General features: G+C 61.4%; 16 protein-coding genes and 1 pseudogene. 12 read left to right on the plus strand and 5 right to left on the minus strand.

The window, feature by feature from the left end:
- Positions 1–29: 29 nt before the first annotated feature.
- The 4 genes from VFB05_RS31455 to VFB05_RS31470 all read left to right on the plus strand — a co-directional run bounded on the left by VFB05_RS31455 (position 30) and on the right by VFB05_RS31470 (position 3,897).
- Complete coding sequence (locus VFB05_RS31455; protein WP_325019970.1) at positions 30–506, plus strand: hypothetical protein; 477 nt, start codon at positions 30–32, stop codon at positions 504–506.
- Complete coding sequence (locus VFB05_RS31460; protein ID WP_325019972.1) at positions 499–1,728, plus strand: HlyD family secretion protein; 1,230 nt, start codon at positions 499–501, stop codon at positions 1,726–1,728. Before VFB05_RS31455 ends, VFB05_RS31460 begins: the two co-directional genes overlap by 8 nt.
- A 59-nt stretch (positions 1,729–1,787) precedes the next feature.
- Complete coding sequence (locus tag VFB05_RS31465; protein WP_325019974.1) at positions 1,788–3,374, plus strand: DUF3300 domain-containing protein; 1,587 nt, start codon at positions 1,788–1,790, stop codon at positions 3,372–3,374.
- Between the two features lie 175 nt (positions 3,375–3,549).
- The gene (locus VFB05_RS31470) at positions 3,550–3,897 is read left to right on the plus strand and encodes a hypothetical protein (RefSeq protein ID WP_325019976.1); all 348 of its coding nucleotides are present in this window, start codon (positions 3,550–3,552) and stop codon (positions 3,895–3,897) included.
- 57 nt (positions 3,898–3,954) lie between these two features.
- On the opposite strand, the gene VFB05_RS31475 is transcribed toward VFB05_RS31470, so the two are convergent.
- The gene (locus VFB05_RS31475; RefSeq protein WP_325019978.1) at positions 3,955–5,595 is read right to left on the minus strand and encodes a caspase family protein; all 1,641 of its coding nucleotides are present in this window, start codon (positions 5,593–5,595) and stop codon (positions 3,955–3,957) included.
- Positions 5,596–6,324: 729 nt separating this feature from the next.
- On the opposite strand from VFB05_RS31475, the gene VFB05_RS31480 reads away from it, so the two are divergent.
- Entirely contained in the window at positions 6,325–6,861 is a 537-nt protein-coding gene (locus VFB05_RS31480; protein WP_325019980.1) for a hypothetical protein, read from the plus strand.
- 239 nt (positions 6,862–7,100) lie between these two features.
- On the opposite strand, the gene VFB05_RS31485 is transcribed toward VFB05_RS31480, so the two are convergent.
- Complete coding sequence (locus VFB05_RS31485; protein WP_325019982.1) at positions 7,101–8,999, minus strand: HlyD family type I secretion periplasmic adaptor subunit; 1,899 nt, start codon at positions 8,997–8,999, stop codon at positions 7,101–7,103.
- A 3-nt stretch (positions 9,000–9,002) separates the two neighbouring features.
- A complete protein-coding gene (locus VFB05_RS31490; protein WP_325020072.1) occupies positions 9,003–10,706 on the minus strand; it encodes a type I secretion system permease/ATPase in 1,704 nt (567 codons plus the stop codon).
- A gap of 582 nt (positions 10,707–11,288) precedes the next feature.
- On the opposite strand from VFB05_RS31490, the gene VFB05_RS31495 reads away from it, so the two are divergent.
- The 5 genes from VFB05_RS31495 (at position 11,289) to VFB05_RS31515 (ending at position 17,106) form a co-directional block, all read left to right on the plus strand.
- Positions 11,289–12,470 carry a hypothetical protein gene (locus VFB05_RS31495; RefSeq protein WP_325019984.1) on the plus strand — a complete coding sequence of 394 codons (1,182 nt, stop codon included), beginning with the start codon at positions 11,289–11,291 and terminating at the stop codon, positions 12,468–12,470.
- 104 nt (positions 12,471–12,574) lie between these two features.
- Positions 12,575–14,668: an ethylbenzene dehydrogenase-related protein gene (locus VFB05_RS31500; protein ID WP_325019986.1), complete on the plus strand. Its 2,094-nt coding sequence runs from the start codon at positions 12,575–12,577 to the stop codon at positions 14,666–14,668.
- Positions 14,668–15,711: a 2Fe-2S iron-sulfur cluster binding domain-containing protein gene (locus VFB05_RS31505; RefSeq protein WP_325019988.1), complete on the plus strand. Its 1,044-nt coding sequence runs from the start codon at positions 14,668–14,670 to the stop codon at positions 15,709–15,711. The genes VFB05_RS31500 and VFB05_RS31505 overlap by 1 nt, the downstream gene beginning before the upstream one ends.
- A gap of 153 nt (positions 15,712–15,864) precedes the next feature.
- The gene (locus VFB05_RS31510) at positions 15,865–16,188 is read left to right on the plus strand and encodes a hypothetical protein (protein ID WP_325019990.1); all 324 of its coding nucleotides are present in this window, start codon (positions 15,865–15,867) and stop codon (positions 16,186–16,188) included.
- Positions 16,189–16,218: 30 nt separating this feature from the next.
- Entirely contained in the window at positions 16,219–17,106 is an 888-nt protein-coding gene (locus tag VFB05_RS31515) for a 3-keto-5-aminohexanoate cleavage protein (protein ID WP_325019992.1), read from the plus strand.
- Between the two features lie 65 nt (positions 17,107–17,171).
- On the opposite strand, the gene VFB05_RS31520 is transcribed toward VFB05_RS31515, so the two are convergent.
- Positions 17,172–19,262: an alkaline phosphatase family protein gene (locus VFB05_RS31520; RefSeq protein ID WP_325019994.1), complete on the minus strand. Its 2,091-nt coding sequence runs from the start codon at positions 19,260–19,262 to the stop codon at positions 17,172–17,174.
- Positions 19,263–19,441: 179 nt separating this feature from the next.
- Positions 19,442–20,470 (minus strand): helix-turn-helix domain-containing protein, encoded by a 1,029-nt coding sequence (locus tag VFB05_RS31525; protein ID WP_325019996.1) that lies wholly within the window; start codon positions 20,468–20,470, stop codon positions 19,442–19,444.
- Positions 20,471–20,808: 338 nt separating this feature from the next.
- On the opposite strand from VFB05_RS31525, the gene VFB05_RS31530 reads away from it, so the two are divergent.
- A complete protein-coding gene (locus VFB05_RS31530) occupies positions 20,809–24,000 on the plus strand; it encodes an autotransporter outer membrane beta-barrel domain-containing protein (protein WP_325019998.1) in 3,192 nt (1,063 codons plus the stop codon).
- Between the two features lie 68 nt (positions 24,001–24,068).
- Positions 24,069–24,320: pseudogene (locus VFB05_RS31535) on the plus strand (hypothetical protein); the annotation flags it as partial.
- Between the last annotated feature and the right edge of the window lie 97 nt (positions 24,321–24,417).

Here is a 24,417-nt window from a genome sequence, read left to right on the forward strand (position 1 = left end):
CGGGGAAATTCGACGGCGGGAGACGATCATTGACCGACCAGCTGCATCCGATGACGCCTCACCATTTGCCATTCTATCTCGCCCGGCCTGGCGAGACGGACGTCCTGATGATCGTGATGGGGATTTTTCTCGTCCTGGCCGTGCTCGGCGTAGGCAATCTCTATTTGCGGCTTCATTCGTTGCCGGAGCAAATGGCTCACAAGTCGCAGAAGCTGCAATTCGAGCTCGTCGCGGTGCTCGGGCTGATCTCGCTTTTCACCCACATGCATATCTTCTGGATCGCAGGCCTGCTGCTTGCGCTGGTGGATCTGCCTGATTTCAGCACGCCACTGACGCGGATTGCAGGTTCCGTCGAGAAGATCGCCGAAAACGAGAGTCCTCCCACAGAGCCGCCTGTCGAGGAGACGGTTGCTGATCAACCGGCTCAAGCCGTGATCCGGACTGCCCCCGCGGCGGCGGTGAAGCAGCCGAATGTTCCCGCGAAGGAGGTCGGTCGCCATGTTTGAGCTTATGCTGTGCTCGCTCTTCACCTTGGTGCCGGATTATCTCTATCGCCGTTATGCGCAGGGCAAACGGTTCGGCAAAGAGATCACACTTTTCTCCGTGTGGTACGAGCTTCGCTGGGGCATCGTTGGCTGCGTGATGCTCACAGTTCTTCTGATTACCATGATCTTCTATTTCCACCCCTCGACGACATCGGCTGCGCTGTTCTTCAGGACTGTGCCGATCGTGCCGGAGGTGCCGGGGCGCGTTGCCGAAGTCAAGGTGGACTTCTCCGCGCCGGTCAAGAAAGGCACGGTGCTGTTTACGCTCGACAGCTCGAAGCAGCAGGCCGCCCTTGCAACTGCCAAGAGCAAGGTCGCCGAGATAGATGCCCAACTCGTCGCTGCGAAGGTCGATGTGGTCAAGGCCGAGGCTCAGCTTCAGCAGGCCAACAGTGACTACAAGCAGGCCAAGGACGAGCTGGACGTCAAGGTCGAGCTGCAGCGGCGTAGTCCGGGCATCGTGCCGCAGCGCGACATCGAGAAGCTGCAGGTTCTTGCCGACGGCCGGCGGGCCGCCGTCGATGCGGCCGTCGCAGCGAAGACATCCGAAGAAACCCAGGTGTCGACGCTTCTTCCGGCAGCAAGGGCAAGCGCGGAAGCGGCCCTGGATCAGGCTCAGGTCGATCTGGACAAAACGATTATCCGCGCCGGCGTCGACGGACGGGTCGAGCAATTTTTCCTGCGACCAGGCGATATCGTCAATCCGCTGATGCGGCCAGCCGGCGTTCTGATCCCGGACGGCTCTGGCCAGCGCGGACTACAGGCCGGTTTCGGGCAGATCGAGGCGCAAGTGCTCAAGCCGGGAATGGTGGCCGAGGCGGCATGCACGTCGCTGCCGTGGACGATCATCCCGATGGTGATCACTAGCGTGCAGGACTACATCGCCGCCGGCCAGTTCCGCGGTGGGGAACAGCTCATCGATGCGAGCGCGGCGAAGCCGGGCACGATTCTCGCGTTTCTCGAACCGCTCGACAAGAACGGGCTGGCCGATGTGACCGCCGGCTCGAGCTGTATCGTCAACGCCTACACCAGTAATCACGAAGAGATCGCATCAAAGGACACTTCGGCCCTCAGAGGCTTTGCACTCCACGCGATCGATACCGTTGGTCTTGTTCATGCCCTGCTGTTGCGGATTCAGGCGCTGGTACTGCCGATCAAGACATTGGTCCTGAGTGGGCACTGATGCACGGACATCCGTCAGACGGACTTTGCTCCAAGCGTCATTCTTGAGGGAGCGTAGCCATGTCGCGTTGCAGGACGACGGTTCTAGCTTTGGCATTGCTGGTCGCGACAGCCTGCGGGGCGGGCGCACAGCAATCCGCAACGCCGGCCGAGCCTGATCAGACACTTTTGAAGCCCGAACAACTCGAAGCGCTTGTCGCACCCATCGCGCTCTATCCGGATGCGCTGCTTGCCAATATGTTGGCGGCTTCGACCTATCCACTCGAAGTCGTGGAGGCCGATCGCTGGGTCAAGGAGAACAAAAACCTCAAGGGTGACGCGCTCAAGGCCGAGATCGACAAGAAGTCCTGGGACGACAGCGTCAAGGCGCTCACGGCGACTCCCACGGTGCTTGACACAATGAGCGACAAGCTCGACTGGACCAAAAGTCTCGGCGACGCGATGCTGGCGCAGCAGGCCGACCTGATGGATGCAATCCAGCGGCTGCGCGAAAAGGCGAGAGCCAACGACAAGCTGTCGTCGAACAAGCAGCAGACCGTCACGGTCAAGCAGCAAGAAGGCAAGCAGGTGATCGTGATCCAGCAAACCGATCCGAACGCCGTCTATGTTCCCTATTACCAGCCAGAAGTGGTGTTTGGAGCCTGGCCGTATGCGGCCTATCCGCCATATTACTTCGGCTACCCATCCTACATCGGAGCGGGCATGGTCGCAGCCGGCATCGCCTTCGGCACCGCCTGGGCCATCGGCCGCTGGGGCAACTACTGGGGCGGCAGTTTCAACTGGGGCAATCGCAACGTCTATGTCAATCACCGGACGACCAACGTCTGGCAACACAATTCCGCGCACCGCCAGGGTGTTCGCTATAACAACGCGAACGTCGCGAACCGCTTCGGCAACAACACTAATCGCGCCGGCGTCAGCGACCGGATGGATTTCCGTGGCAAGGGCGGACAGCAGGTGCTCAATCCCGGCAACAACCGTGCCGGTGTCGGCGACCGCGCCAGCAACATCGGCGATCGCGGCCAGGTCGCCGATCGCGCCGGCGATCGCGGTGATCGTGCAGGCGACCGCGCCGGAAACCGCGGTGACCGAGGCGGTGGCAACCGCGCCGGCACGGCAGATCGCGGCGGTAACCGTGGCAACGCTGGTAACCGGGCGAATGCTGGAAATCGCGCCGCTGCTTCAAACCGCGCCCGAGGCGGCGGCCTCAATGTGTCGTCGGGCGGCGCAGCCAGGGCTGCTTCCGCGCGCGGCAGGCAAAGTTTTGCCAGCATGGGAGGTGGTGGAGGTGGCGTCCGCGGCGGTGGAGGCGGCGGCGTCCGCGGCGGAGGCGGCGGAGGATTCCGCGGTGGTGGAGGTGGTCGCGGCGGCGGTGGCCGACGATCCGATCTGGTGCTGAAGCACGACATCGTTCTCCTCGGCCGTCTCGATAATGGCCTTGGCTACTATCGCTTCAGCTATCTCGGAAGCACCAAGGCCTATGTCGGCGTGATCGCGCAGGAAGTGCAAGCCCTGATGCCGGACGCGGTCACCCGCGGCAGCGACGGCTATCTGCGGGTCCACTACGAGAGGCTCGGTATCAAATTCCGCACCTATCGCGACTGGCTTGCGGCCGGCGCACAGATACCCACGCGACCAGGGATTTGAACATGACAGTCCCGGACGGCCGGGGCGATTGGCAACGTTGATCTAGATCAATCTTGCCGGAAGTGGCCTTGCCGACATCGTCAGGTCTGGCGCAGATCAGGCGAGGTTCGAGAACATGCCGGTGGAGTTCGCATCGGCCTCAGTTGGCGAGTCCACAAGTGGACCTGATTTTGTCATGATCGACGAAGTCAGTCCGTTGCTTTCGGCCATGCGCGATCGTGAGCGCCTGCTTCCGTGCCCGATGAGCGTGGATCTCGCTCGCAACAGCCGTGATGATGAGAGGGCAGAGGTTGCAGCTAATAACCCCGGCCGGGCGCTGCGGACAGTCGGGACCTATGTCTTGCTTCGCGCCCTGATGCGCGCAACGGAGCGTTCGAGTACGGGGGCTCAGCTATTGGCGTTGAAAAGGAAATCCTGGGACCCGCGATTGCAGGAAACGATACGCGTCTGCGAAGCCTACCGCACGACCGACAAGGTTGCCGATCAGCCGACGCCTCAGCACCGGATCGACGTGATCGCATAGGTATCGATCGATGGCGCGGTGAGGAAGTGTAAAGGTAAGGAGCAACCTCATCATGCTCTAGTTGCCGTTCGAGTAGAGTTGCGCGACCTCCTGCGCCGAAAGTGCCCGATTATAGAGGCGTACATCGCCGATAGCTCCCTGAAAACCGCCATTGGTGACGCCGTTGGTTTGGTAGGCGTCGTATCCGATCAGCACGTCGGTGCCGCTGCCGGTATTGATGCTGCCCGGTCCCATGGCGTTGACGGTCGTCATCTGGGCGCCGTCGACATAGACTCTGATATCCGAGGTGGTGCCCGCGTCGGGCATGGTGATGACGACATGGTGCCACTGGTCGTCGTAGATCGCCGCATCATAGGTGACTGCCGCATGGCAGGGAAAATCGACCGTAATGCCGTGATAGTTGTTGGAACGGCCGAACCTGTCGTTGGTGGCGACGACGAAGTACCCCGGGCTCGCACACTTTCTGCGGGCATCGCCATACGCCAGAACCGTCGACGTATTCTTCCCCGGCAGCGGCGAAGTCTGCGTCGTCTTCAGCCATAATGAAATCGTGCGCGCGGACCTGCCGGAAATCCCGGCAAAGGACGTCTTGACGTAATTGGTCCCGTCGAACGTCAGCGCTGCGCCGGCCTTTCCAGCGCGAGGCGAGGCGGTCGCAGTCATTCGGACCAGCATGCCGGTGTTGTTGTTGCCGCTCAGATCCTGCGCGGTGTTGGTCGTCATGTTGGTATTTGCGCCGTCGAGGGGCCAATGAGCGACAAGGCCGGTGCGTAACGTCATGTCGCCTGACGGGACGATGGCTGTTGCTTGCGGCGTTGCAACCGCGACCTTGCTTTTCAGGCTGTCGATCCGGGCTCTCGCAAGATCGGCGAAGGTGCAAGTGGGAAAGCGCAGAAGATGATCCTGATAGGCCTCGAGCGTTCCGATCGCTTCCGCGCTTTTCCAGTGCGCCTCGGCGTTGGCGCACGCGTCAGTCGGAGCAGGAGATGACGACGGCGACGACGTGACCTGCAATTTTCCGTTCAGGTAGAACTCGCCAAAGAACGATATCGATAATTCCGGAACCTGGGTGCCTTTGGTTGTCTGGTAGACACTGGCGCCGATGCGATGAAACACGGTGGCGATGTCGTCCTTGTCCTCGACGTGCTGAAGGAACGCGGTCGTGTACGGGCTGTTGCGATCACTGCCGTCCTGCGCCGTCCGGCCAGCCTGAGTCGAATAGGAAATGATGGTGCCGTCCGGGCTCTCCATCTTGGCAAGGCCGCGGCCGATGCTGACACCGCGCGTCGTGCCGATCGAACGCTTCAGCTCATCGGCAAGCGGATTGTCGCGGCAGGAATCGAGCACGAGGATGCGCAGGTTCTTGGCCTGCTGCAGGTCGCCGAGGATGTCGTCGACCCGCGCCATGCGCCGCAGGTCCGCTTCATCGCGCAGTTCGGCATCGACCGGAATCAGGTAATTGACGCCGGCAAATTGCATGGCGTGGCCGCTGTAATAGAACGCGGCCACATCAGCCGTGCGCGCCGCGCGGGCAAAACTGATGGCGGCGTTCTGCATGCCGGCCTGATCGAGATCGGTGCCGAGGATCACCTGGAAACCGGTGCGCTTGAGGGCGGCGGCGACATCCTGCGCATCATGCGTCGGATTTGGCAGATGTGGCACGTGCGCGTAGGCGCCGTTGCCGATCACAAGGGCCACGCGAGTGTCGGCGCACACCGGGGCAGCCGCGCTGAACAGCAGAGCCACAACGACAAGGAGCAAAGTGCAGTGGCGCATACCCCTCCCGACAAGGCCGTGACGCAGCCACTATCGCATGTCCGTGCAGATTTGGAACGTGAGAAGGATCACATAGGGGGCTGGCGGCGCAGATAGTTCAGGGGCGGCAAGCTCGCTCGCCTCCGCATGCTGCTCGATAGTCTGGATCTGATGACGCAGACGCTCGCGCCTCGTTTGTTTGGACTGCTGGATACCCCGCTTTCGTGGACCATGACGAAAAACGGCGACTGTCCGTCACCTCTGGGGCAGCGCCGGTCAGCCCGGAGGGCGAACAAGAATTCTGAGGAGGCGGTCGACTGTTGGAGCTGCCGACAGTGATCGTTTACTCACTTCACGCGCCGTTGCGCACGCGGCTTCGATCTATCCGCAGGTCGGCAACTTTCGAACGACATGCGGCGATCCGACGATCTTTAGTTTCAATTTGGCTCACGAAAACGTGCCTAAACGTGACCATGCATGTGCGCATATCTCGTTGTTATTGCTGCATTCCTTTGCCGCATTCAGGCCACATCCGCTTTCTCTAAGGCCATCGGCTGAATGCACGGCGGGCCTCGTTGTCGAGGCCGCCTGCGAAGTGGTCCTCCCTGGATCACGAGGCCCTTGATCGCGAAACGCGATCGCTTTCCCCTCAACAATACGAAGGAAGACAGTATGCGTAGATTCGTTGCCGCGAGTGCATTGGTTTTTGCATTTGCAACGAGTGCGGAAGCGCGAACCCAGCATCACCACTATCGGCACTATGCTCATCACCATTATCGGCACTACGCCGACCACCACTACCGGCAACAGGCCGAGGGCTACGGGGACTCGGGCTTCGGCTCCGGGTTTGGGGACCAGAGCTATGAGCGATCGAGCTATCGGCGCTCCACCTACGAGCGCTCAAGCTATCGGCACGCGGTTTCAGGAGGGCGGCCGGCCGCCTGGTGCGGATGGTACATGCGCCAACTGGTTGGCGCCGATCCGGGCCCTCAATACAACCTCGCGCGATCGTGGGCGCACTATGGCAGCAACGCCGGCGGCCCGTCGGTCGGCACGATCGTGGTCTGGAGCCATCACGTCGGCAAGATTGTCGGTCGCGAGAACGGACAGTGGATCGTGGAGAGCGGCAATGACGGTCACGCCGTTCGTACCCGGCCACGATCGCTCGCCGGAGCCATTGCCTTCCGCAACGCTTATGCATCTTTCTAGCTAGAAGCATCATTCCTGGTGCCGCCTATTTGACGTTCCTGCACCACAAGCGGCAAATTCGATCCAGGAACGTCAAATAGAAAGCGGCACTAGAATCATAAATTTGCTAGTGCCCATGACTTCCGAAGTTCGTGAAAATGGTTGCTGAGACGGGACACGAACTTCCGAAAGTGGGCACTAGAAGACAAAGCCCCGCTTCATCGCATAGATGGAGCGGGGTTTTTGCGCGGGCTGCAGCACTACCGCTCGACGAAGGCGCGCCGCATCTGGTCGGCGATCGGCTTGAGGAGATAGCTCATCATCGTCCGGCTGCCTGTCTGCATGAAGACTTCTGCCGGCATGCCCGGGACGAGCTGAAGACCCGCCAGCCGGCGCCGCTCGTCTTCGGGGAGTGAGACCCTGACGGTGAAGTAGGGCGTATTGGTTTGCTGATCGCGGCTGGTATCGGGCGAAACGTAAGATACGGTGCCGCCGACTTGCGGCGTGACACGCTGATTGAAGGCTGAGAAGCGGACAAATGCGCTCTGGCCCATCCGTACCTGATCGATGTCGTTGGGTGGCAATCGCGCCTCGATCTGCAGGTCATCCAGATCAGGGACGATCTCCATGATCGTGTCTCCGGCGCGAATGACCCCGCCGATGCTGTGAACGGAAAGCTGTTGAATGACGCCGGACGCCGGCGCGCGGATTTCGATCCTGTCCAGAACGTCGCGGGCCGCGGTGCTGCGTTCGACGAACTCGGCTTCCTTCGCCTGGCTTTCACCCAATTCCTTGACGACGTCGGAGCGGAAATCATGTTCGAGCTTCAAAATCTGAAGCTGCGCTTCGCCGGTCTTGGACCTCGTCTCCGCGATCGATGACGTCAGTTGGCCGCGCTCGCCTTCGATCCGCGCGCTCTCTCGCTGCAGGGCGGTTAGTCGTGCCAGCGGCACCAGGTGCTTGTCATAGAGGTCCTGCACTCCGGTCAGCTCGCCGGCAATCAGGTCCAACTGCTTGGTTTTGGCCTCGACCTGGGCATCGAGGCCCGCGATCTGCTCGCCCAATTGGGAAATGCGGCTTTGAAAAACGTCGATCTGGCTTCTGCGTGCATTGCTGCGCGCCGTGAACAGGGACTGCTCGGATGTCAACAAAGCCTTGATGACGTCTTCGCCCGCCCGGTCTGCCAATTCACCGGGGACCGCAATTTGCCGCAGCCCGTCGCGTTCAGCCACGAGGCGTGCGATCCGTGCCCGCGTCTCATCGAGCTGCTTGCTGATCACCTGAAGGCTGGCTTGTGCCTGCGTCGCGTCGAGGCGCACGAGCAGATCACCGCGGCTCACCCGCTGGCCGTTTTGGACAGCGATCTCCGCGACGACCCCGCCGGTCGGATGCTGCACGGTTTTGACGTTGGATTGAACGACGAGATTTCCCGGCACGACAACGGCCCCCGCCAGCGGCACGAGCGCAGCCCAGCCGCCGGCCAGCAGACCGACGATAAGCAAGACGCGAAGACCCGTCCGCAATTCCCGTTCGAGGGAGCGGTCTGTTCGAAATGCCAGATTGGCGTCTTTGGAGACGGCGCTCTCCGCAGCGCCTTCGCTATTGAGGAGAAAGGAAATGGACGCGCTCAGGCCGTCCTGGCAAACGGCAACCAGCCGGTTCGCCATAAGTGACCGTTCTCCACCACTGGCGGGCGGAAGTTGCATCGGAGGGCTGTCGATCTGCATCGATTGAAATGTGTTCTTCAATTGGAGCCGGTCCGGCTCGAGATCGATCATCGAGGGAGCATCGGACGCGATCTCCGGTCCGTCCCGGCGCGATTGAGGAGCGGAAGCGGCGTCAGGCTTGGGATCCTTCGCGTGTGTTGATCTGGCGAGGGACGCAAGCCCGAATTGCTCAAGGCAAGCATCGATCACCCGTCCCATCTTTCCTTTCTGCCGGCCTTTCGGCCGGGCGGACTTTCGATGGACGGTCGAAGATGCGCCGCGCCTGGGTTCGGAAGGAGCCTCCGCTTGGTCGTGCTCGAGGGCTTGCCGGAGACGCTGTAACTCCATAATCAACGCAGCACCTTGCGGCCCCACGCCGCGATCATTCCCGATATTGGCCCAACGATCGGACATCGTGTCGTCGAGCTGTGCTGCGGTGTTCTCGCTCAACATGGCTTAAACGCTCTCAGTTGCCTGCCGGCGCGATGTCAGCGGGTTCGATGAAGGTGACGTTGCTGGGGCAGGAGCTTTGGCCGAAGCGTTACGTACGCGCGCAAAAATCTCCTCGCGCGGCCCAAACGCGATCGCCTTGCCCTCGTAAAGGACCATGGCCATGTTCAGCGCGGCGAGCGCACTGGGGCGATGGGAAATGACGATCACGATGCATCCGTTCTGTCGCATTCGCTCGATTGCGCGACTTAAGGCATTCTCGCCATCGGCATCGAGGTTGGCATTGGGTTCATCGAGCACGATCAGGAATGGGTCGCCGAATACCGCGCGCGCCAGTCCGATCCGTTGACGCTGGCCCGCGGAGAGCGACATGCCGCCCTGGCCGATCCGGGTCGAATAACCATCGGGCAATCGCAGGATGATCTCGTGCACGCCTGCGATCTGCGCCGCCTTCAGAATGGCCTGCGAGTTGGCATCCGTATCGAAGCGGCAGATGTTTTCGGCGACCGTGCCGTCAAACAAGGCCACGTCCTGCGGCAGATAGCCGATATATTGGCCGAGATGCTCGCCCCACTGGTCGAGCGCGGCGCCGTCGATCCGGACTACACCATGCTGCGCCGGCCAGATTCCCACCAATGCCCGGGAAAGCGACGTCTTGCCTGAAGCGCTGGCACCCAGCAATGCCAGGCCCATGCCGGCCTGGAGCGAAAATGAAACATTCGAGACGATGGCCTTTGTGGTCCCGGGCGCGCAGACGACAAGGTCCTTGACCGAAAGCTCCCGACGGGGACGCGGCAGAACGACAGGCGGCGCGGGCGGAGCCGCCGTTGCCTTGCAGATCTCGCGCAGGCGGGCGATGCCCTGGCGCGCGGCAACGAGCTGCTTCCAAGATCCCAACGCGATTTCGACGGGTGCAAGCGCACGGCCCATCATGATCGAGGAGGCAATCATGACGCCGCCCGATGCGCGGTCGGCTACGACAAGATAGGCGCCGATCCCAAGCATCCCGGACTGAAGCACATAGCGCAGCACCTTTGCGCCAGATCCGAGGTTGGAATTGACGTCGGTGACGCGGATGTTCTCTTGCAAATAGCGCTCATTGGCCGACATCCAGCGTTCCGACAGTCGTTTCGACATGCCGAGCGCCCGGATCACCTCGGCGTTGCGTTGCGTCGCGTCCGCCAATACCTGCCGTTGCGCACTGGAGTCCATCGCGGCCTTGGCCGCGCCGCGCGAAATACGCTCCGACAGCAATGTCATCGCGATGATTGCGGCTGTGCCCAGCAGGGCCGTCAGTCCGATTGCCGGATGAAACAGAAACAAAGCCGTGAGGAAGAGCGGAATCCAGGGCATGTCGAGAAAGGCCGTGGGTCCCATGCCGGACAAGAAACTGCGGACCTGATCAAGATCGCGCAGAGGCTGCTGCATCAGCATGGGCTTCGCGCCACGCAGCGGCAAGGTCGCGAGCGCGGTATGAATGGATGGCTGCAGGCTCGCATCAAACAGTGTACCCACCCTGCACAGCATTCGCGCGCGCAGCGCGTCGAAATATCCCTGCACGAGATAGGCGAACAGCACGATGAGCGAGAGGCCGAGCAGCGTCGCCAGATTGCGGCTCGGAATGACCCGGTCGTACACTTGCAGCATATAAAGTGATCCTGACAGCATCAGGACGTTGATCACACCGCTGAATATGGCGATGCCGATCATGCGTCGCGCGCTGTCGCGCAGTCCAAGCGCGACAGGATCGTCGGACGAAGGCGCGGAAAGAAGGCTGGAAAAGCTCCGATTGAGAGTAGCCTCCTGTGTCCCCGCTTGAGCGGAACTCATGACTGCGTCTCTCCCCTGTTATGCGCAGCAGGACCTGATTGAAGATCGATGCTGACCATTTTTCGGCGAGAATGCGACACGCGCGCATAAACGTTGTGATGATCGTGGCAAGTTAAGTCGCGCGATCCGCTTTCGCTGGTACACCAGATCGGTGAAGCCGCGACGAAATCCCGCCTCGCGATTATCATGCGATTATTGTCCGTGATTTTCCGGTGGTTTTGACGAAGGCCACGCTATTACCTTACTTCTCTCCCGCTTGGCCCCGTTGTCGGCTGAAAGCCGCCACGAAGCGCGGCGCAAATCCAAACGACGTTCAATGTGGCGTTCGCTCGAACGAAGCCGCTCTATTTTGCGACTTCGATTAAAGCGCGTCACAGCATCGCCAGGGGTGGCAGCCGCGATCAACAGAAGCAGCGGCGACAATCAGTGTAGTGAGCAACTGAGGACAGTGGGAGAAAGTCAATGGCTTTAACGGCAACGGACCTGTTTAACGACGCAACGACGCGCGAGATCGGCGGCATTGGCCCGGACCAGGTCAGCGCGATCGTCTCGGATCTTGTCGGGGTGCAGCAGGATCTCAGCGCGGCAGATCCCCAGATCAACAATCTGACCGATCTGCACACGCACGTCATCATCAACCAGCTCAACGAAGAGATCGCGAGCGTCGAACTTGCAAACTCGCCGACCGGAACGTCCATCCTGGGGACGAATCTCGGGCAATATGTCGGGCGCGCCATCAACGATATCCATCGAGACATTATTGATATCGCGCAGGGCGACGCCGGCGTGCAGGCGATCTTCAACCCAACGCCGCTGCCGGGCACCAACACGCCGGCCGCACCTTTCCTCGACAACGCTGCCCAGACCACGTTCCTCACGCAGTTCATTCAGGACAGCAACCATCTCGGACAGATGGCGACCACCATCGAGAATAACGGCTTCAAGGGCGATATTGCGGGACTCGTCACGCAGATACAGACCTTCGAGAGCAACGCGAACGCTTTCGATCAGTCGCAGGGCGGGCTGTATTCGGCGCGGTTCTGGAACGAACTGCGATCGGATGGAACGGCCGGCACAGCGGCAAATGCCCTGATCGACGGCCTGCAAACCCACAATGCGGGCGAGGTCAACGCAGCGGTGCAGCAGCTTTCCACAAACGCGTCCGACGTTGGCGGCAACAACCTCCAGGCGGACGGAAACACCTACGCCAATGTGATCTCGGCCGCGCAAGCCACCGCGGTCACGCCGAATCCGGACCCGACAACGCCTCCAACGACGACTCCACCGGCAACGACACCTCCGGCCGGGACACCGGATCCGGGAACGCCGTCGGCGGGAGATGGCGGCAACCATCTGGTGAGTGATTTGATTGCGCTGCTTCAGGGTGGCGGCCAATCCAGCGCTCAGGCCGTGATCGCCGATCTCCAGGCGGTGGCTCAAGCGGCTGGCGGCCACAATACCGGCCTCACCGCGTTGCTCGGCGATCTGCAAACGGCGGCCGCAAACCCGGCGGCGCAGCCCGGAGCGAACGCGGCGAACGCCGCGCCGGCTGCGGGCGCCGACACGGGATCGTCGTCCGGCGCCGACCTCGGCAACCACAACTTCGGAGCCGATGCGCATCATTTCCATCACATGTGGGGATGACGTTTTCACGATCGCCGGCGTCTCGTCGCGATGACGAGACGCTGGGATTCGGTCGATGTGAACAAACAAGATCGCGGCGGGGGCCGCCAGTCAGAAGGGATCTTTTGTTCGCCGGCACGGCGGATCGCAGTTGGGGATGTTCAATTGGTTGGCAGGCTTCTCTTCTTGCAGCGTGGTCGGTGGAGCACACCGCAAGTCGGCGCGACGTGGCGAAGTGCAGTGATGCGCGACGCGCACAATGCCGACTTGCAACGCAAGAAATATGTGGTGCGAAGAGGCAGCGAGCTCCCCGAGAATGGAGCTCGCGAATGAGAGACCGCAAGACCGACTACGGCACGATCATCCTGCATTGGTTGCTCGTCGGCGCTTTTGGCGCCGCGTTTCTCAGCGGGCTGCGCATTGCCACCGAAATGCCGGGCCACCGGTGGATCAATCTGTTCGACGTCTTGCTGCCGCAGGAAAGCGTGTGGATGCTGCACATGCAGGCAGCGTCGATACTTGTGGGGGTCGCACTGGCCTATATCGTCTACATGATCAGGTCCGGTCTGGTCCGTCGCATCAGGCCTGACGGCATACGCTTGCGGGGATTGTTCGGCCGTCGCGAAGCCCGATTGGGTGCGGCCAATGTTTGTCTGTGCTGGGTATTCTTCGTGGCAATGCTGCTCCTGATGGCAAGCGGCGGGGCGCTCTATTTCGGCATTGCGGCCGGATATGATGCGGCTGCACTGCACTGGTATTCGATGTGGGTGATACTGGCGTTTGTCGGGCTCCATATCTTGACGCATTTCAAGATCGGTGGATCGTCGCAATTGCTTCGAATTCTTCGGCCGGCTGCATTGCCACCCCCACCAAAAGAGCTCGACGCAGTAGAGTTGCTGACGATGTTGGCCGAACGATCGGCTGAACCGCCGAGCAGCATTGCACCGGGCGTGGATGTCGCGAACCGGCAGCGGCCCCCGGCCGACCTGTCAACTCGCGCCGTGCGGAAGCATGGAGACGCGCCGTCTCCGATCGCGCGAGGGGCGGCGCGCGCCGAAAGGAACGGTTCGAGGCGTCGGCATCCCACTTTCCATGCCAATCCGCTCGTGGTTGCCCTGGCCGTCGCAATAACCGGCACGTCGTTCATGCTGGCCGCCGATCGGCTGGCCGTCGACCGTCTGGAAATCCGCAAGATCGACCATGCGGACGCGCCTGTCCTGGACGGAGACACTTCAGATCGGGCCTGGCGCAAGGCCGTGCCCTTTTTCGTGACGACCAGCGAGGGAGGAAATTTCGAGGGCAGGGGGGAAACGCGGGTCGAAATTCGCGCGGTGCACGATGAGAATTGGGCCTACTTTCTTTTCATATGGGAAGATCCGACGCGCTCGCTCAAGCAGTTTCCGCTCGTCAAGCGGGCCGAAGGCTGGCGCGTTCTTCATGATGGTCTCGAGAACGGAGACGAACACGAATTCCACGAAGACAAGTTTTCGGTTCTCCTGACTGCGGCGGATGCGACGCTGGCAGGTGATCGAACTTTTCACGCAGGTACCCATCCGGTTGCGGGCGCGCCGGAGACCATGACCGGCCGCGGGTTGCACTTCTCGACGGCAGGTTACGCTGACGTTTGGGAGTGGAAGGCGACAAGCGGTTCGACCGGCTGGATGGACGACGCTCACTTTGGGCCGCCTCTGGAGCCGACGCCAATGCAAGTGCGCCATATCATTCCGTACAGGGGCGGTTTCTCGCCCGATCCAGGCACTGCCAACTACGCCGACAATTTTGCCATCGAAGAAGATTTTCCCGACGGTCGCCGGCTCGTCGCACCGCTCAGATTGCCCAGGGACGTCGCGGCGACGACCGCAGCCATGGGGCATATCGACTTCGATCAAAATCACGGCGACGAGGATGGCAGCCGCTGGTTCATGACCGAGTCCGAATCCACGCCATATTCGGCGGCCGACGATGCCCAAATTCCGGTGGGCGCGACCATCCCAGGGGTCATCATTTCAGGTGAATTTTCCGGTGATCGCGCCGACATCAGATGCGCGGCGCGATGGGCATCCGGGCGTTGGGCGCTCGAAGTCGCTCGACGTCTCGATACCGGCAGTGAATACGACGTTCCGATCAGAAGCGGCATTTTCATGCGGGTTGCCGCTTTCGATCACAGTCAGATCCGGCATACCCGGCATGTGAGGCCGATCCGGCTAGAGGTGGAGTGATGAAAAGAACCTGTCAGGTAACCCTGAATCAAAAGTCGTTCCCGGCCAAATGCGGCGACGTTTTGCTCGACGCCGCGCTCGCCAACGGCGTCGACCTGCCTCACGATTGTCGCAGCGGGATCTGTGGCGCCTGTCGTGTGCGCCTTGTCAACGGACGGGTCTTCGGCGGTCGGAACGAAGATGACGAGATGATTCACGCCTGTCAGGCGCGGCTCATCTCCGACATCGAGATCGAAACCGAACGCGCTCCCGATCAGGTTTCCACTTCCGGCCGCGTCGCCGCGATTACTCGCCTGTCGCCGGACGTGTTCGGCGTCGATATCGAGTTGCCAGGGCCGTTTGCCTATCTTCCCGGTCAATTCTGCAAGGTGCAATTCTTCGGATTCCCGGCCCGGAATTACAGCCCGACCTATCCGTTGGAGGGGCGGCCAAGGAAGCACTTGATGCACTTCCACATCCGCAAGTTTGCCGATGGTCTCGTATCCTCCGAACTCGGCCGGGCGATCCGCGTCGGACACCGGGTAAGGGTGTCGGGACCGTTCGGTCATGCCTTTCTCAGGCCCCAGCACAGCGGCGGTATCGTACTTGCGTCGAGCGGCACAGGTTTTGCGCCAATGTGGTCCGTTGCGGTCGCGGCGATCATGGAACGCCCCACGCGCGAGCTGATTTTCGTGGTTGCTGCGCGCAAGCTCAAGTCGCTCTACATGCATGCAGCGCTGTGCCGCCTTGCACTGTTTCCCAACGTCACCATCATTCCGACCGTGTCGGAGCCCCAGAACGTCTCGGCCGCCATTCGAACCGGACGCCCAACCGACCATCTGCCGAACTTGTCGCCGGAGGACCTGGTTTATGTTTCGGGCGCTCCTGCCATGACGGCGCAGATAGCAAAGATTGCGAAGGCGGCTGGCGCCAGATGCTTCACCGATCCCTTCGTACCCAACGAAACAGCCCAAGGGCAAAACACGCTGGTACGCTCACTCGGCCGGTTGGCTCGATCGCCCGGAAGGGCGTTTTCGGAGATTGCAGGACGATTGGCCGGATGATGCCAAATCACGATCCTTGTAAGGCCTTTCGGGAAGGGCGGCCGTCCGCGCAGCGGCAATTGGTACTAGCCAAAGAAAATGCGATATGATTGAACCCGGACGCCGGCAGGTCGCCGGCGTATGGATTCACGTCACATTTTCAGGAATTGAGAAATGGCCGATACAGACCTTGATGCCGTCATCCGTGCAATCGGAAAGACGCAGCACAAGGCGCTGATGGCGGAGGCGAAGAAGCGGCAGGCCCGCTTGATCGGTTTGGCCGCCAAGGCCAAGACCAAGGAGGGCAAGGCGCGCCTGAAGCAGACCGCGAAGGACATGCTGCTGCTCGCCGGCGCGGCGGCGCGGCGGTTGCAGATCACAGCCGAAAATGCCGCGGACAGTTACGCGCGCGCGATGAGGAATGCGCTCGAAGAGCTGAAGGCGGCGGAAGCCAAGGCGGCAACGGTGAAGAAAAAGCCGGCCGAAAAGAAGACCTGAACCCTTAAGAGCCGATAAAGGCACCGCGCCGTGGCGTATCAACCGCACCCGAAAGTCATCATCACCTGCGCGATCACGGGCAATATCACCCGCCCCGAGCAGTCGCCTTATTTGCCGATCACGCCAGAGCAGATCGCCGGCAGCGCGCTGGAAGCCGCCGAGGCGGGGGCTTCGATCGCGCACATCCATGTTCGCGATCCCGGGACCGGCCGTCCCTCGATGTCGATCGACCTTTACCGCGACGTGATGGACCGCATTCGCGCGAAAAATCCCAAACTGATCATCAACCTGACGACAGGTCCCGGCGGGCGGTTTGTGCCGTCAGACGAAGACCCGAAGGTTGCTGGCCCCGGTACGACGCTGATGGTGCCGGAAAAGCGCGTCGAGCACGTCGAAATCCTCAAACCCGAAATCTGTACGCTCGATCTCAACACCATGAACTCCGGCGGGCAGGTCGTGATCAACACGCCGCCGAACGTCCGCAAGATGGCGGCGCGGATGCGCGCGGCGCGCGTGCTGCCTGAGCTCGAGTTGTTCGATTCCGGCGACATTCACCTCGCCCGCGACCTGATCGCGGACGGCACCTTGCAGGGCCCGCCGCTGTGCACGCTGGTGCTCGGCGTCAAATACGGCTTCGATCCGTCGCCGGAGACCATGCTTTACGCGCGCAACCTGTTGCCGGAAGGCGCGATCTGGGCCGGCTTCGGCATCGGCCGCTCTGAATTCCCGATGGTTGCGCAGTCCTGGCTGCTCGGCGGCCATGTGCGGGTCGGCATGGAAGACAATCTCTATCTGTCCAAGGGCGTGCTGGCGAAGAGCAACGCCGAACTCGTCGCACACGCGGCGCAAATCCTGAAAGACCTCGGCGCCACTGTGGCAACTGCCACCGAGGCGCGGGCGATGCTCAAGCTCGCCTGAAAAAGAACCGGGCGGCACGTCTCCGCACCGCCCGGTATTTTCAATCGACCGCCAGATTGAAACGGTTAGCCGTCGTGGTCGTGATCGTCATGATCGTGATCGTTCCGGTCTCCACGGTGGTCGAAGTTGAACATGTCCATGAGATCGCCGATCGCCGGCATATTGCGCGGCACGTAGCGATTGTCGTCCTCGTCCATGACCGGGTTCGGCAGATTGTCGCGGCTGCGCGCGCTTAAGGGTTTCAGATCGAAGTTGTGCTCGATGAATTTCGTGATCGAGACGTGGTCGTAATAAGTGTGGACCACGCGGCCGCCGCGGGAAAACGGCGAGATCACGAGCAGCGGCACGCGCGGGCCGTCGCCGAAGAAGTCGACCGGCTGGATGAAGCCCGAATCGTAGAAGCCACCGCTTTCATCCCAGGTGACGATAACAGCGGTTTCCGCAAATTGCTCCGGGTTCGACTTGACGTGATCGACGATGTTGTCGAGCAGTGCCTCGAACAGGATCAGCTTGGACGATTGCGGATGGCCGTCGACAAAGCCGCTCGGCTTGACGAAGGAAACCGAAGGCAGCTTGCCCTGTTGGGCGGCGGTAAAGAAGTCGGTGATGTCAGCCGTATGGGCCTTGATCTGGGCGGGATTGCCGTAGATCGAAGCGGCATACTGCATCGGGTTGCAGATCGGGCAGAACGCGTTGGGCTGGCCGGCCACCGCTTCGTTGAAGCCGCCGCCGTAATAGACCCACGAAATGTTCTTCGCATTCAGCGCATCGCCGATCGTCGGCAGGTTCTGCGGCGGAATGAAGAAGAAGTCGCTGCCATCCGCCGCCTGCTTCGGCGACAACGGGTTCGCCGGTGTGCCGTTGGGATGATAGCCGGGGAAGAAGTTGTTGACCGCATAGAAGGTGTTGGGCGCGCAAACCGTCGGCGATGTCTTGTATGGCAAGGTCGCCAGGTAGTTGGTGATCGCCGGAATGCCGGGCTGGGTCGGGTCCGAGCAGTTGACATATTCGCCAAGCGAGGCGCTGGGATCATTCTTATAGACGTTGTTGGTGCCCGACACCGGATCCGGATTGGCCACCAGCGACACTGTGACTTGCGGCGGCAGGCCGAGGATTGCGCCTGGAACGGTTGGTGGCGGAGCCGGATTGAAGCTCGCGGCATTCAACACGCCATTCTGCGCGAACGCCTGATTAAAGAAATAAACATCACCGGTGCCGAGCATGATGTGGTTGGCCCCGGTGCCGCCCATCACTGCCTGATGATAGTTGTCGGCAATGGCATATTCTTCGGCGAGCTTCTTCAGCGTCGGCGCATCGCCCTGGTTCATGTTGAAGAAGGCCATCGACGTGCCCATGCCTTCTTCGGCCTGCCCGGCAAACGTGGTGATCACGTAAGGCAGAAGATCGGCCAGACAGCCGCTCGGATTGTCAGGCGTGGCATGTCGAATGCTGCAGTCCGATTGCTGCCACATCTGATAGAAGCGGTGAATGGTGTCTTCTGTGTAGGCGTCGTACGGAAGGCCGTGGCCGTGCGCATCCTTTGCGGTCTGCTGGAACGGCCCGTTCGGCAGGTTGTTGGCATTGAGAATGCGCGTGTCAGGATTGCGTACGCCGCCGGTCTCAGGCTTGAAGGTCAAGCCGGTCGCTGCGCCGGTCGTCAACAGCACGGCATCTTCGCCCTCGAGGCTAGGTTCGGCCGCATGAGCGACCGCAACCGTCGCGAACGGAGGCGGATTGCTATCGCTGGCCTGCAACGGTACGCCGTGTAGATCTGGCGGAGGCAAAGTGCTGAAGGGCGTCTTGCTGCCATCGGGCGCGCTGACGAAATAATTCGGCTGTGGTGTTGCTGTGAACTGCGCCGCTTTTGAGAAATTTGGACCCGGCGTGCCGTCCGCGTTGACGATGCCCGCCGACAACAGGTTGTGGATGCGCTGGCCGTTGCGGGGACGGAAGGTGCCGAAGGCGTGGTCGAAGCTGGAGTTTTCCGCCAGCACAACGATGACATGCTTGATCGGCGTCGTGGTGCGAACGCGATCGGCGGAATTGTCCGGATCGAAGGCGACCGCGGTTGTCGTGATGACGCCGAGCGCTGCGACGGCTGCGCCTGCCAGCAGCCCGACTTTCCGGCTGCGCAGCGCGTGTCTCGTTTGATGCATTTAGGTTCTCCCCAGTATGAAAACTGGCGGGGAACCTAGCCAGGCGTTATGACACTTTCTTCGAAACGGTGTGACAGTTCGCTTATGTCAACGAACATATTCAATGTCGGCAACATCGCTGGCACCGAGGCGTGGGCAATGCTCGGGCTTTCCTGATCGAGATCGTCTCTCATCCAAAGTCATTCAATAACGGAACGCCTGCTGGCAAGTTGACCAAATAGGTTGTCCGGCCCCGGACTTGCGTTCGTCTCGCGCAGCCGCGCGCCGGACAGTTCCTTGATCTCGCCGGGCGTGAGACCGAATTGCCGGCGGAAAGCGCGGATCAACGAAGACTCGCTGCTGAATTGCAGATCGGAAGCAAGGTCTATCACGCGAATCCCGGTCGGCGCCGCATGAATCAGACGTCTCAAGGCACGGTTGAGCCGCTGTTGCTGAACGTAGCGTTGCAGTCCGCCGTCAGATTCGAACAGCCGATAAAGGCTCGCGCGCGAAATATGGAAGCGGCGGCAAAGATGATCGGCCGTGAGCTGGCCGGTCTCGAGGTTCGCCTCGATATAACGCTTGATCATTGCCAGATGAAGATGTCGTTCGGCTCTCCCGGCATTGTCCTTCACCTCCGATGCAGCGCCAAAGGCGGCGGCGACGACTTCGGTCATCGCCTGGATCGTTGCAGTCAGGTTGGTGGTTTCGTGCGCGTTTGGGCGCCACAGCGTGGCAAACTGATCGGCGAGAAGGCGCGCGCGCTGTTCTCTTCCGGATGTGAACGACGCCGTCATCGAATCCGGGTGCGCCAATAGCGGGCCGAGCGTCGCGCGTGGCAACACGAGCGCCATCACCCGCACCTGCAGGTCGTCGGATTGCCCAAGCCAGGTTCGGCTCGGCTCCGCCATGTCGACCAGCCAGATATCGCCGGGACGCATCGTTAGCTCGCGGCGTCCTGCGCTGAACTGCATCCGTCCCTGCATGCAGAAGGCGATCTGGTAATGATCGATGCCGCCGCGGGCAATGTGCGCAGGCGTGCGGTTGTATTCCAGTCTCGTCCCGAAGGAGTCGGTCAGCAGGGCCTTGTCGGTTGCCAGAGTGGCGGTCGAGAAGTGAAAATTATCGCTGGCAGTACGCGGAGTGACGTCGCTGAGATCGGAGATCACCTCGCGCAATGGCTCCAGCCCAAAACTGCGCGCATCGCGCCGGAAGTCGTCCGCCTGCATTCCAACTCACATCGGCTGCCTTCTCCACATTATGAGTCCGCAACGCGAGATTGCAAGGACACGATCGCCTTTCTGATTGGACCTCGCGGTCAACGCCAGGACATGCGCCAAGTCGTATGTTCGTCATCATGGGTCGACTTGAGTAGCGGAAGCGCAACACAAAAGAATTTTCGACCAAAAGACATCAAAAACAGGCGGGTGGAACCCGCAATTGAGACGCTGGGTACAGTGGCCCCGCCGTCGCCTTGTTAGCCATCGCGCCGCAGTCTTTTCGTTCCGGCCAATTTCCGCCGCCACGAGTGCCTTGCTACGGCGTGATAGATCTTAAGGTCCCTCCGATGCGCGTGCCGCTTCATTCGCCGCTTTCCGGCAGTTCATTCGTCGGACGCGGCGATCAAAGTATCCGCGGCCGGCTGTTGTCGAGCGTTTCGGGCCTCGCTCGCCCAGCCGCATCCGCAACGCTCGCGCTTGGCGTTTCGCTCGTCACCTCGGCTCATGCGCAGACAGTGGTGACGCCGGTTCAAAACACCACCTACAATCTCAATCCGGCAAATAACCCGATCACGTTCGGAGCCGGGACCAGCATCAATGTCAGTGGCAATCCTGCGGTTGCAGGCGCGGCCGGCACCGCGTGGAACGTCACTGCGCAGAGTGGGACGCTGTTCAACGGCACCACGGGAATCAGCCTTCAGGGCGCCGGCAGCACCGTGAACAACAGCGGACAAATCGGAGGCGTCAACACCAACACGAATGGTGTCTATCTCGAGAACGGCGGCAGCGTCACCAACCAGACCGGCGGAGCGATCAGCGGGGGGAGCATTGGCGCTTCGGTTAATGGCGCCCCCGGCACGGTGATCAATTCAGGTACCATTGATGGGACAGGGCGGGCCGGTAAGGGTGTCTATCTCCAAATGAGCGGCAGCGTCACCAATCTCGCGGGCGGAACCATCACCGGCAACGCGGTTGGGGTCGCGACCTGCAACGGGCGTAATATCGGGCCTGCAATTTGTCCCGTCGTGGGTAGCGTCACCAACGCCGGCGTCATCACCGCCAAAAACGCTGGGTCGTATGGCATCGAGATGTTTGGCGGCGGCAGCCTCACCAATTTGGCGGGCGGGACGGTCACGGGCGGGCGCGTCGGGATCTTGTTCGGTAATGATAATCCCTCGCGGTTGATCAACGGCGGCACCATCACGGGCGGCGAGCAGGGCGCTTACTTTTCCGGCGGCACCATTGGTGTAACGAATTTGGCCGGCGGGAAGATCGCCGGCAACGCTTACGGCATCATGGTCAGATATAACAGTACCATCACCGTGACCAACGCTGGCACGATCGCGGGCGGCAATGGCAACATCTTCAACGATCAAGGTATCTTTCTCTTAACTAGCGGCGGCAGCATCAGCAATCTGGCCGGTGGCACGATCAGCGGCGGTCACGCCGGCATCGACGCGATCAATGGCCCCAGCACCATCGTCAATGCCGGTACCATCACCAGCGCGCATGGGTATGGTGTGCTGGTAGGCAGTGGCAGCGTCACCAATCTGGCCGGCGCAATGATCAGCGGCGGTCTTTATGGTGTCGTCTTTGCCGGCTCCGGCACAGTCACCAATGCCGGCACGATCACGGGCGGGCCAGGCGGCGCATCGGTAAAATTCTTTGGAAGAGGCGCCAATACGCTGACGTTGCAAACCGGCTCGGTGCTCAACGGCGATGCGGTAGGCAGTACGGCCGTGGGCGCAACGAACGCGCTGATCCTTCAGGGCAGCGGCAGCGCCAACAACAATTTTCTTAACTTCAACACGCTCGACGTGCAGGCGAACGGAATCTGGGCCCTGAATGGACAATCCCAGGTCGGGGCGGCCACGGTCACGAGCGGCACGCTGGTGGTGGGCGATGCCAACAATCCCGGCGCGCAGCTCACCGGTTCTGTAACGGTGAATGCGGGCGGTGTGCTCGCAGGTCAGGGCACCGTGATCGGCAACGTCACCGCCGCAAGCGGCGGCACGATTGCGCCTGGCGCGAGCACACCCTTCACCACGTTGCAGGTGAACGGCAATGCGACGTTTTCACCGGGCTCCTTCTTCAACGTCAACGTCAATCCGGCCGGGCAATCGGACAAGCTCACGGTAAGCGGCACCGCGACGCTGAGTGGTGGCACCGTTGAGGTCTTGACCCGAACCGGCAGCAACATCACGCCCGGGACCCGCTACACCATCGTGACGGCCGGTAGTCTCGGCAACACCAGCTTTGCCGGCGTGACCACCGCAGTGCCGTTTGCGTTTCTCACGCCGATGCTGACCACCGACGCCAACGAGGTGTTTTTGACGCTCTCGCGCAATTCAACTTCATTTCTCTCGCTCGCGCAGACACCAAACCAGAGCAGCGTGGCCACCGCGCTCAACGCGGCTTCCTCCACCAATCCGTTAAAGCTGGCGGTGCTCAACCAGACGGTGGCGGGCGCGCGCCAAGCCTTCGATGCTCTTTCAGGTGAAATTTACGGCAGCTTGCAGAATACGCTCGTCGACGAATCGCAGTTTGTTCGCAGCGCCATGCTCGGGCGCTTGCGGCAATCCTCGTATGCGAGTGCGCCGGGCGAGCTTGGTGCGCTCGGGTTCGGTGGGCCGGAATTGGCTTATGCGATGGGCTCAGTGGATGGCGCCTTTCCGACCAAGGCGCCGCCGGCAAGGGCCGCGGGAACGCCGCGCGATTTGGCGTTCTGGACCCAGACCTTGGGCGGCTTCGGCCATGCCGACGGCGACGGCAACGCCGCGACGTTGAACAGCAGGTTCGAGGGCTTCCTGTCCGGCGTAGATGCGCTGTTCGGCACCGTCCGCGCCGGCTTTACCGCCGGCTATTTGCATTCCGACGTCAACGTCGATGCGCGCAGCAGTTCTGCCGGCATCGACAGCGCTCAGCTTGGCCTTTATGCCGGGAGCAAAGTCGGACCGCTGAGCGTGCGCACCGGCGCGGCCTACACCTTCGATACCATCGACGCCCGTCGTACGGTCGCCTTCCCCGGTTTGTTCGAGCCGGTGAGCGCCAGTTCCAGCGCCAATGTCGGCCAGGTGTTCGGCGAAGTCGGGTATGGTGTTGCGTTCGGCAGCATCGCGCTCGAGCCGTTTGCCGGCTTGGCTTACGTGAATGTTCATACCGGCGCATTCGCGGAGAACGGCGGCATCGCGGCTCTCTCGGGCTTGAGCAATGATGAGAGCGTCGGCTATTCGTCGCTGGGCTTGCGCGCCGCGACCATCGTGCCGCTTGCGAATGGCACCTTCCTGGTGCCGCGCCTTTCGGCGCAGTGGCAATATGCGTTTGGCGATGTGACGCCGCAGGCGGCATTGGCGTTCCAGAGCACGGGGACGGGCTTCTCGGTTTCCGGCGTGCCGATCGCACGCAATGCGGCGCTGGTCGACACCGGGCTTGATTGGCGTATCACCTCGAAAATGAAGGTCGGTCTGTCGTATCAGGGCGAGTTGGCCGAGCACGTCCAAACTCACACTTTCAAGGGCGGATTCACCTGGAATTTTTGATCTTAGGATACCCGCGGGTGTGCCAGGCCGCGTATGGGCTGGCGCGATGATGTGATACATCGAAGCGCATGTCCTCAGTTCCGTTAGAAAATGCCGCGCCCTGTAGCTGCCTCAGCGGCTTGCGCGGCGATCGCTGTTGCGCGCTCGATTGGAGTATCTCGCAGGCGTCGGCGCTGGAAACGCCTGAGGTCGAGCGGGCGCAGGCTGCACTCCAAGCCGGACGTGTTGCGGAAGCGGAGCGGTTTCTGATCGATTTTCTCAATCGGTCTCCGCGCCATGTCGGTGCGCTCACCCTGCTTGCTCAACTGTGTAATATCCAGAATCGGATAATCGCGGCAGAAGCATTGTTGACGCGGGTCGTGCGGATCGACCCGAGCAATCTGGGCGCGACCCAGGCGCTGGCTCTGCTGCTGTTGG

It is taken from the genome of Bradyrhizobium sp. (genome assembly GCF_035652035.1).
In the GTDB taxonomy this organism is placed as follows: domain Bacteria; phylum Pseudomonadota; class Alphaproteobacteria; order Rhizobiales; family Xanthobacteraceae; genus Bradyrhizobium.

What these genes read in the sequence shown, in the direction of transcription:
- VFB05_RS31460 (WP_325019972.1), top strand. Translation starts at nt 499, where the DNA reads ATGTTTGAGCTTATGCTGTGCTCGCTCTTCACCTTGGTGCCGGATTAT.
- VFB05_RS31465 (WP_325019974.1), top strand. Translation starts at nt 1,788, where the DNA reads ATGTCGCGTTGCAGGACGACGGTTCTAGCTTTGGCATTGCTGGTCGCG.
- VFB05_RS31470 (WP_325019976.1), top strand. Translation starts at nt 3,550, where the DNA reads ATGATCGACGAAGTCAGTCCGTTGCTTTCGGCCATGCGCGATCGTGAG.
- VFB05_RS31480 (WP_325019980.1), top strand. Translation starts at nt 6,325, where the DNA reads ATGCGTAGATTCGTTGCCGCGAGTGCATTGGTTTTTGCATTTGCAACG.
- VFB05_RS31485 (WP_325019982.1), bottom strand. Translation starts at nt 8,999, where the DNA reads ATGTTGAGCGAGAACACCGCAGCACAGCTCGACGACACGATGTCCGAT.
- VFB05_RS31490 (WP_325020072.1), bottom strand. Translation starts at nt 10,706, where the DNA reads ATGATCGGCATCGCCATATTCAGCGGTGTGATCAACGTCCTGATGCTG.
- VFB05_RS31495 (WP_325019984.1), top strand. Translation starts at nt 11,289, where the DNA reads ATGGCTTTAACGGCAACGGACCTGTTTAACGACGCAACGACGCGCGAG.
- VFB05_RS31505 (WP_325019988.1), top strand. Translation starts at nt 14,668, where the DNA reads ATGAAAAGAACCTGTCAGGTAACCCTGAATCAAAAGTCGTTCCCGGCC.
- VFB05_RS31510 (WP_325019990.1), top strand. Translation starts at nt 15,865, where the DNA reads ATGGCCGATACAGACCTTGATGCCGTCATCCGTGCAATCGGAAAGACG.
- VFB05_RS31520 (WP_325019994.1), bottom strand. Translation starts at nt 19,262, where the DNA reads ATGCATCAAACGAGACACGCGCTGCGCAGCCGGAAAGTCGGGCTGCTG.
- VFB05_RS31525 (WP_325019996.1), bottom strand. Translation starts at nt 20,470, where the DNA reads ATGCAGGCGGACGACTTCCGGCGCGATGCGCGCAGTTTTGGGCTGGAG.
- VFB05_RS31530 (WP_325019998.1), top strand. Translation starts at nt 20,809, where the DNA reads ATGCGCGTGCCGCTTCATTCGCCGCTTTCCGGCAGTTCATTCGTCGGA.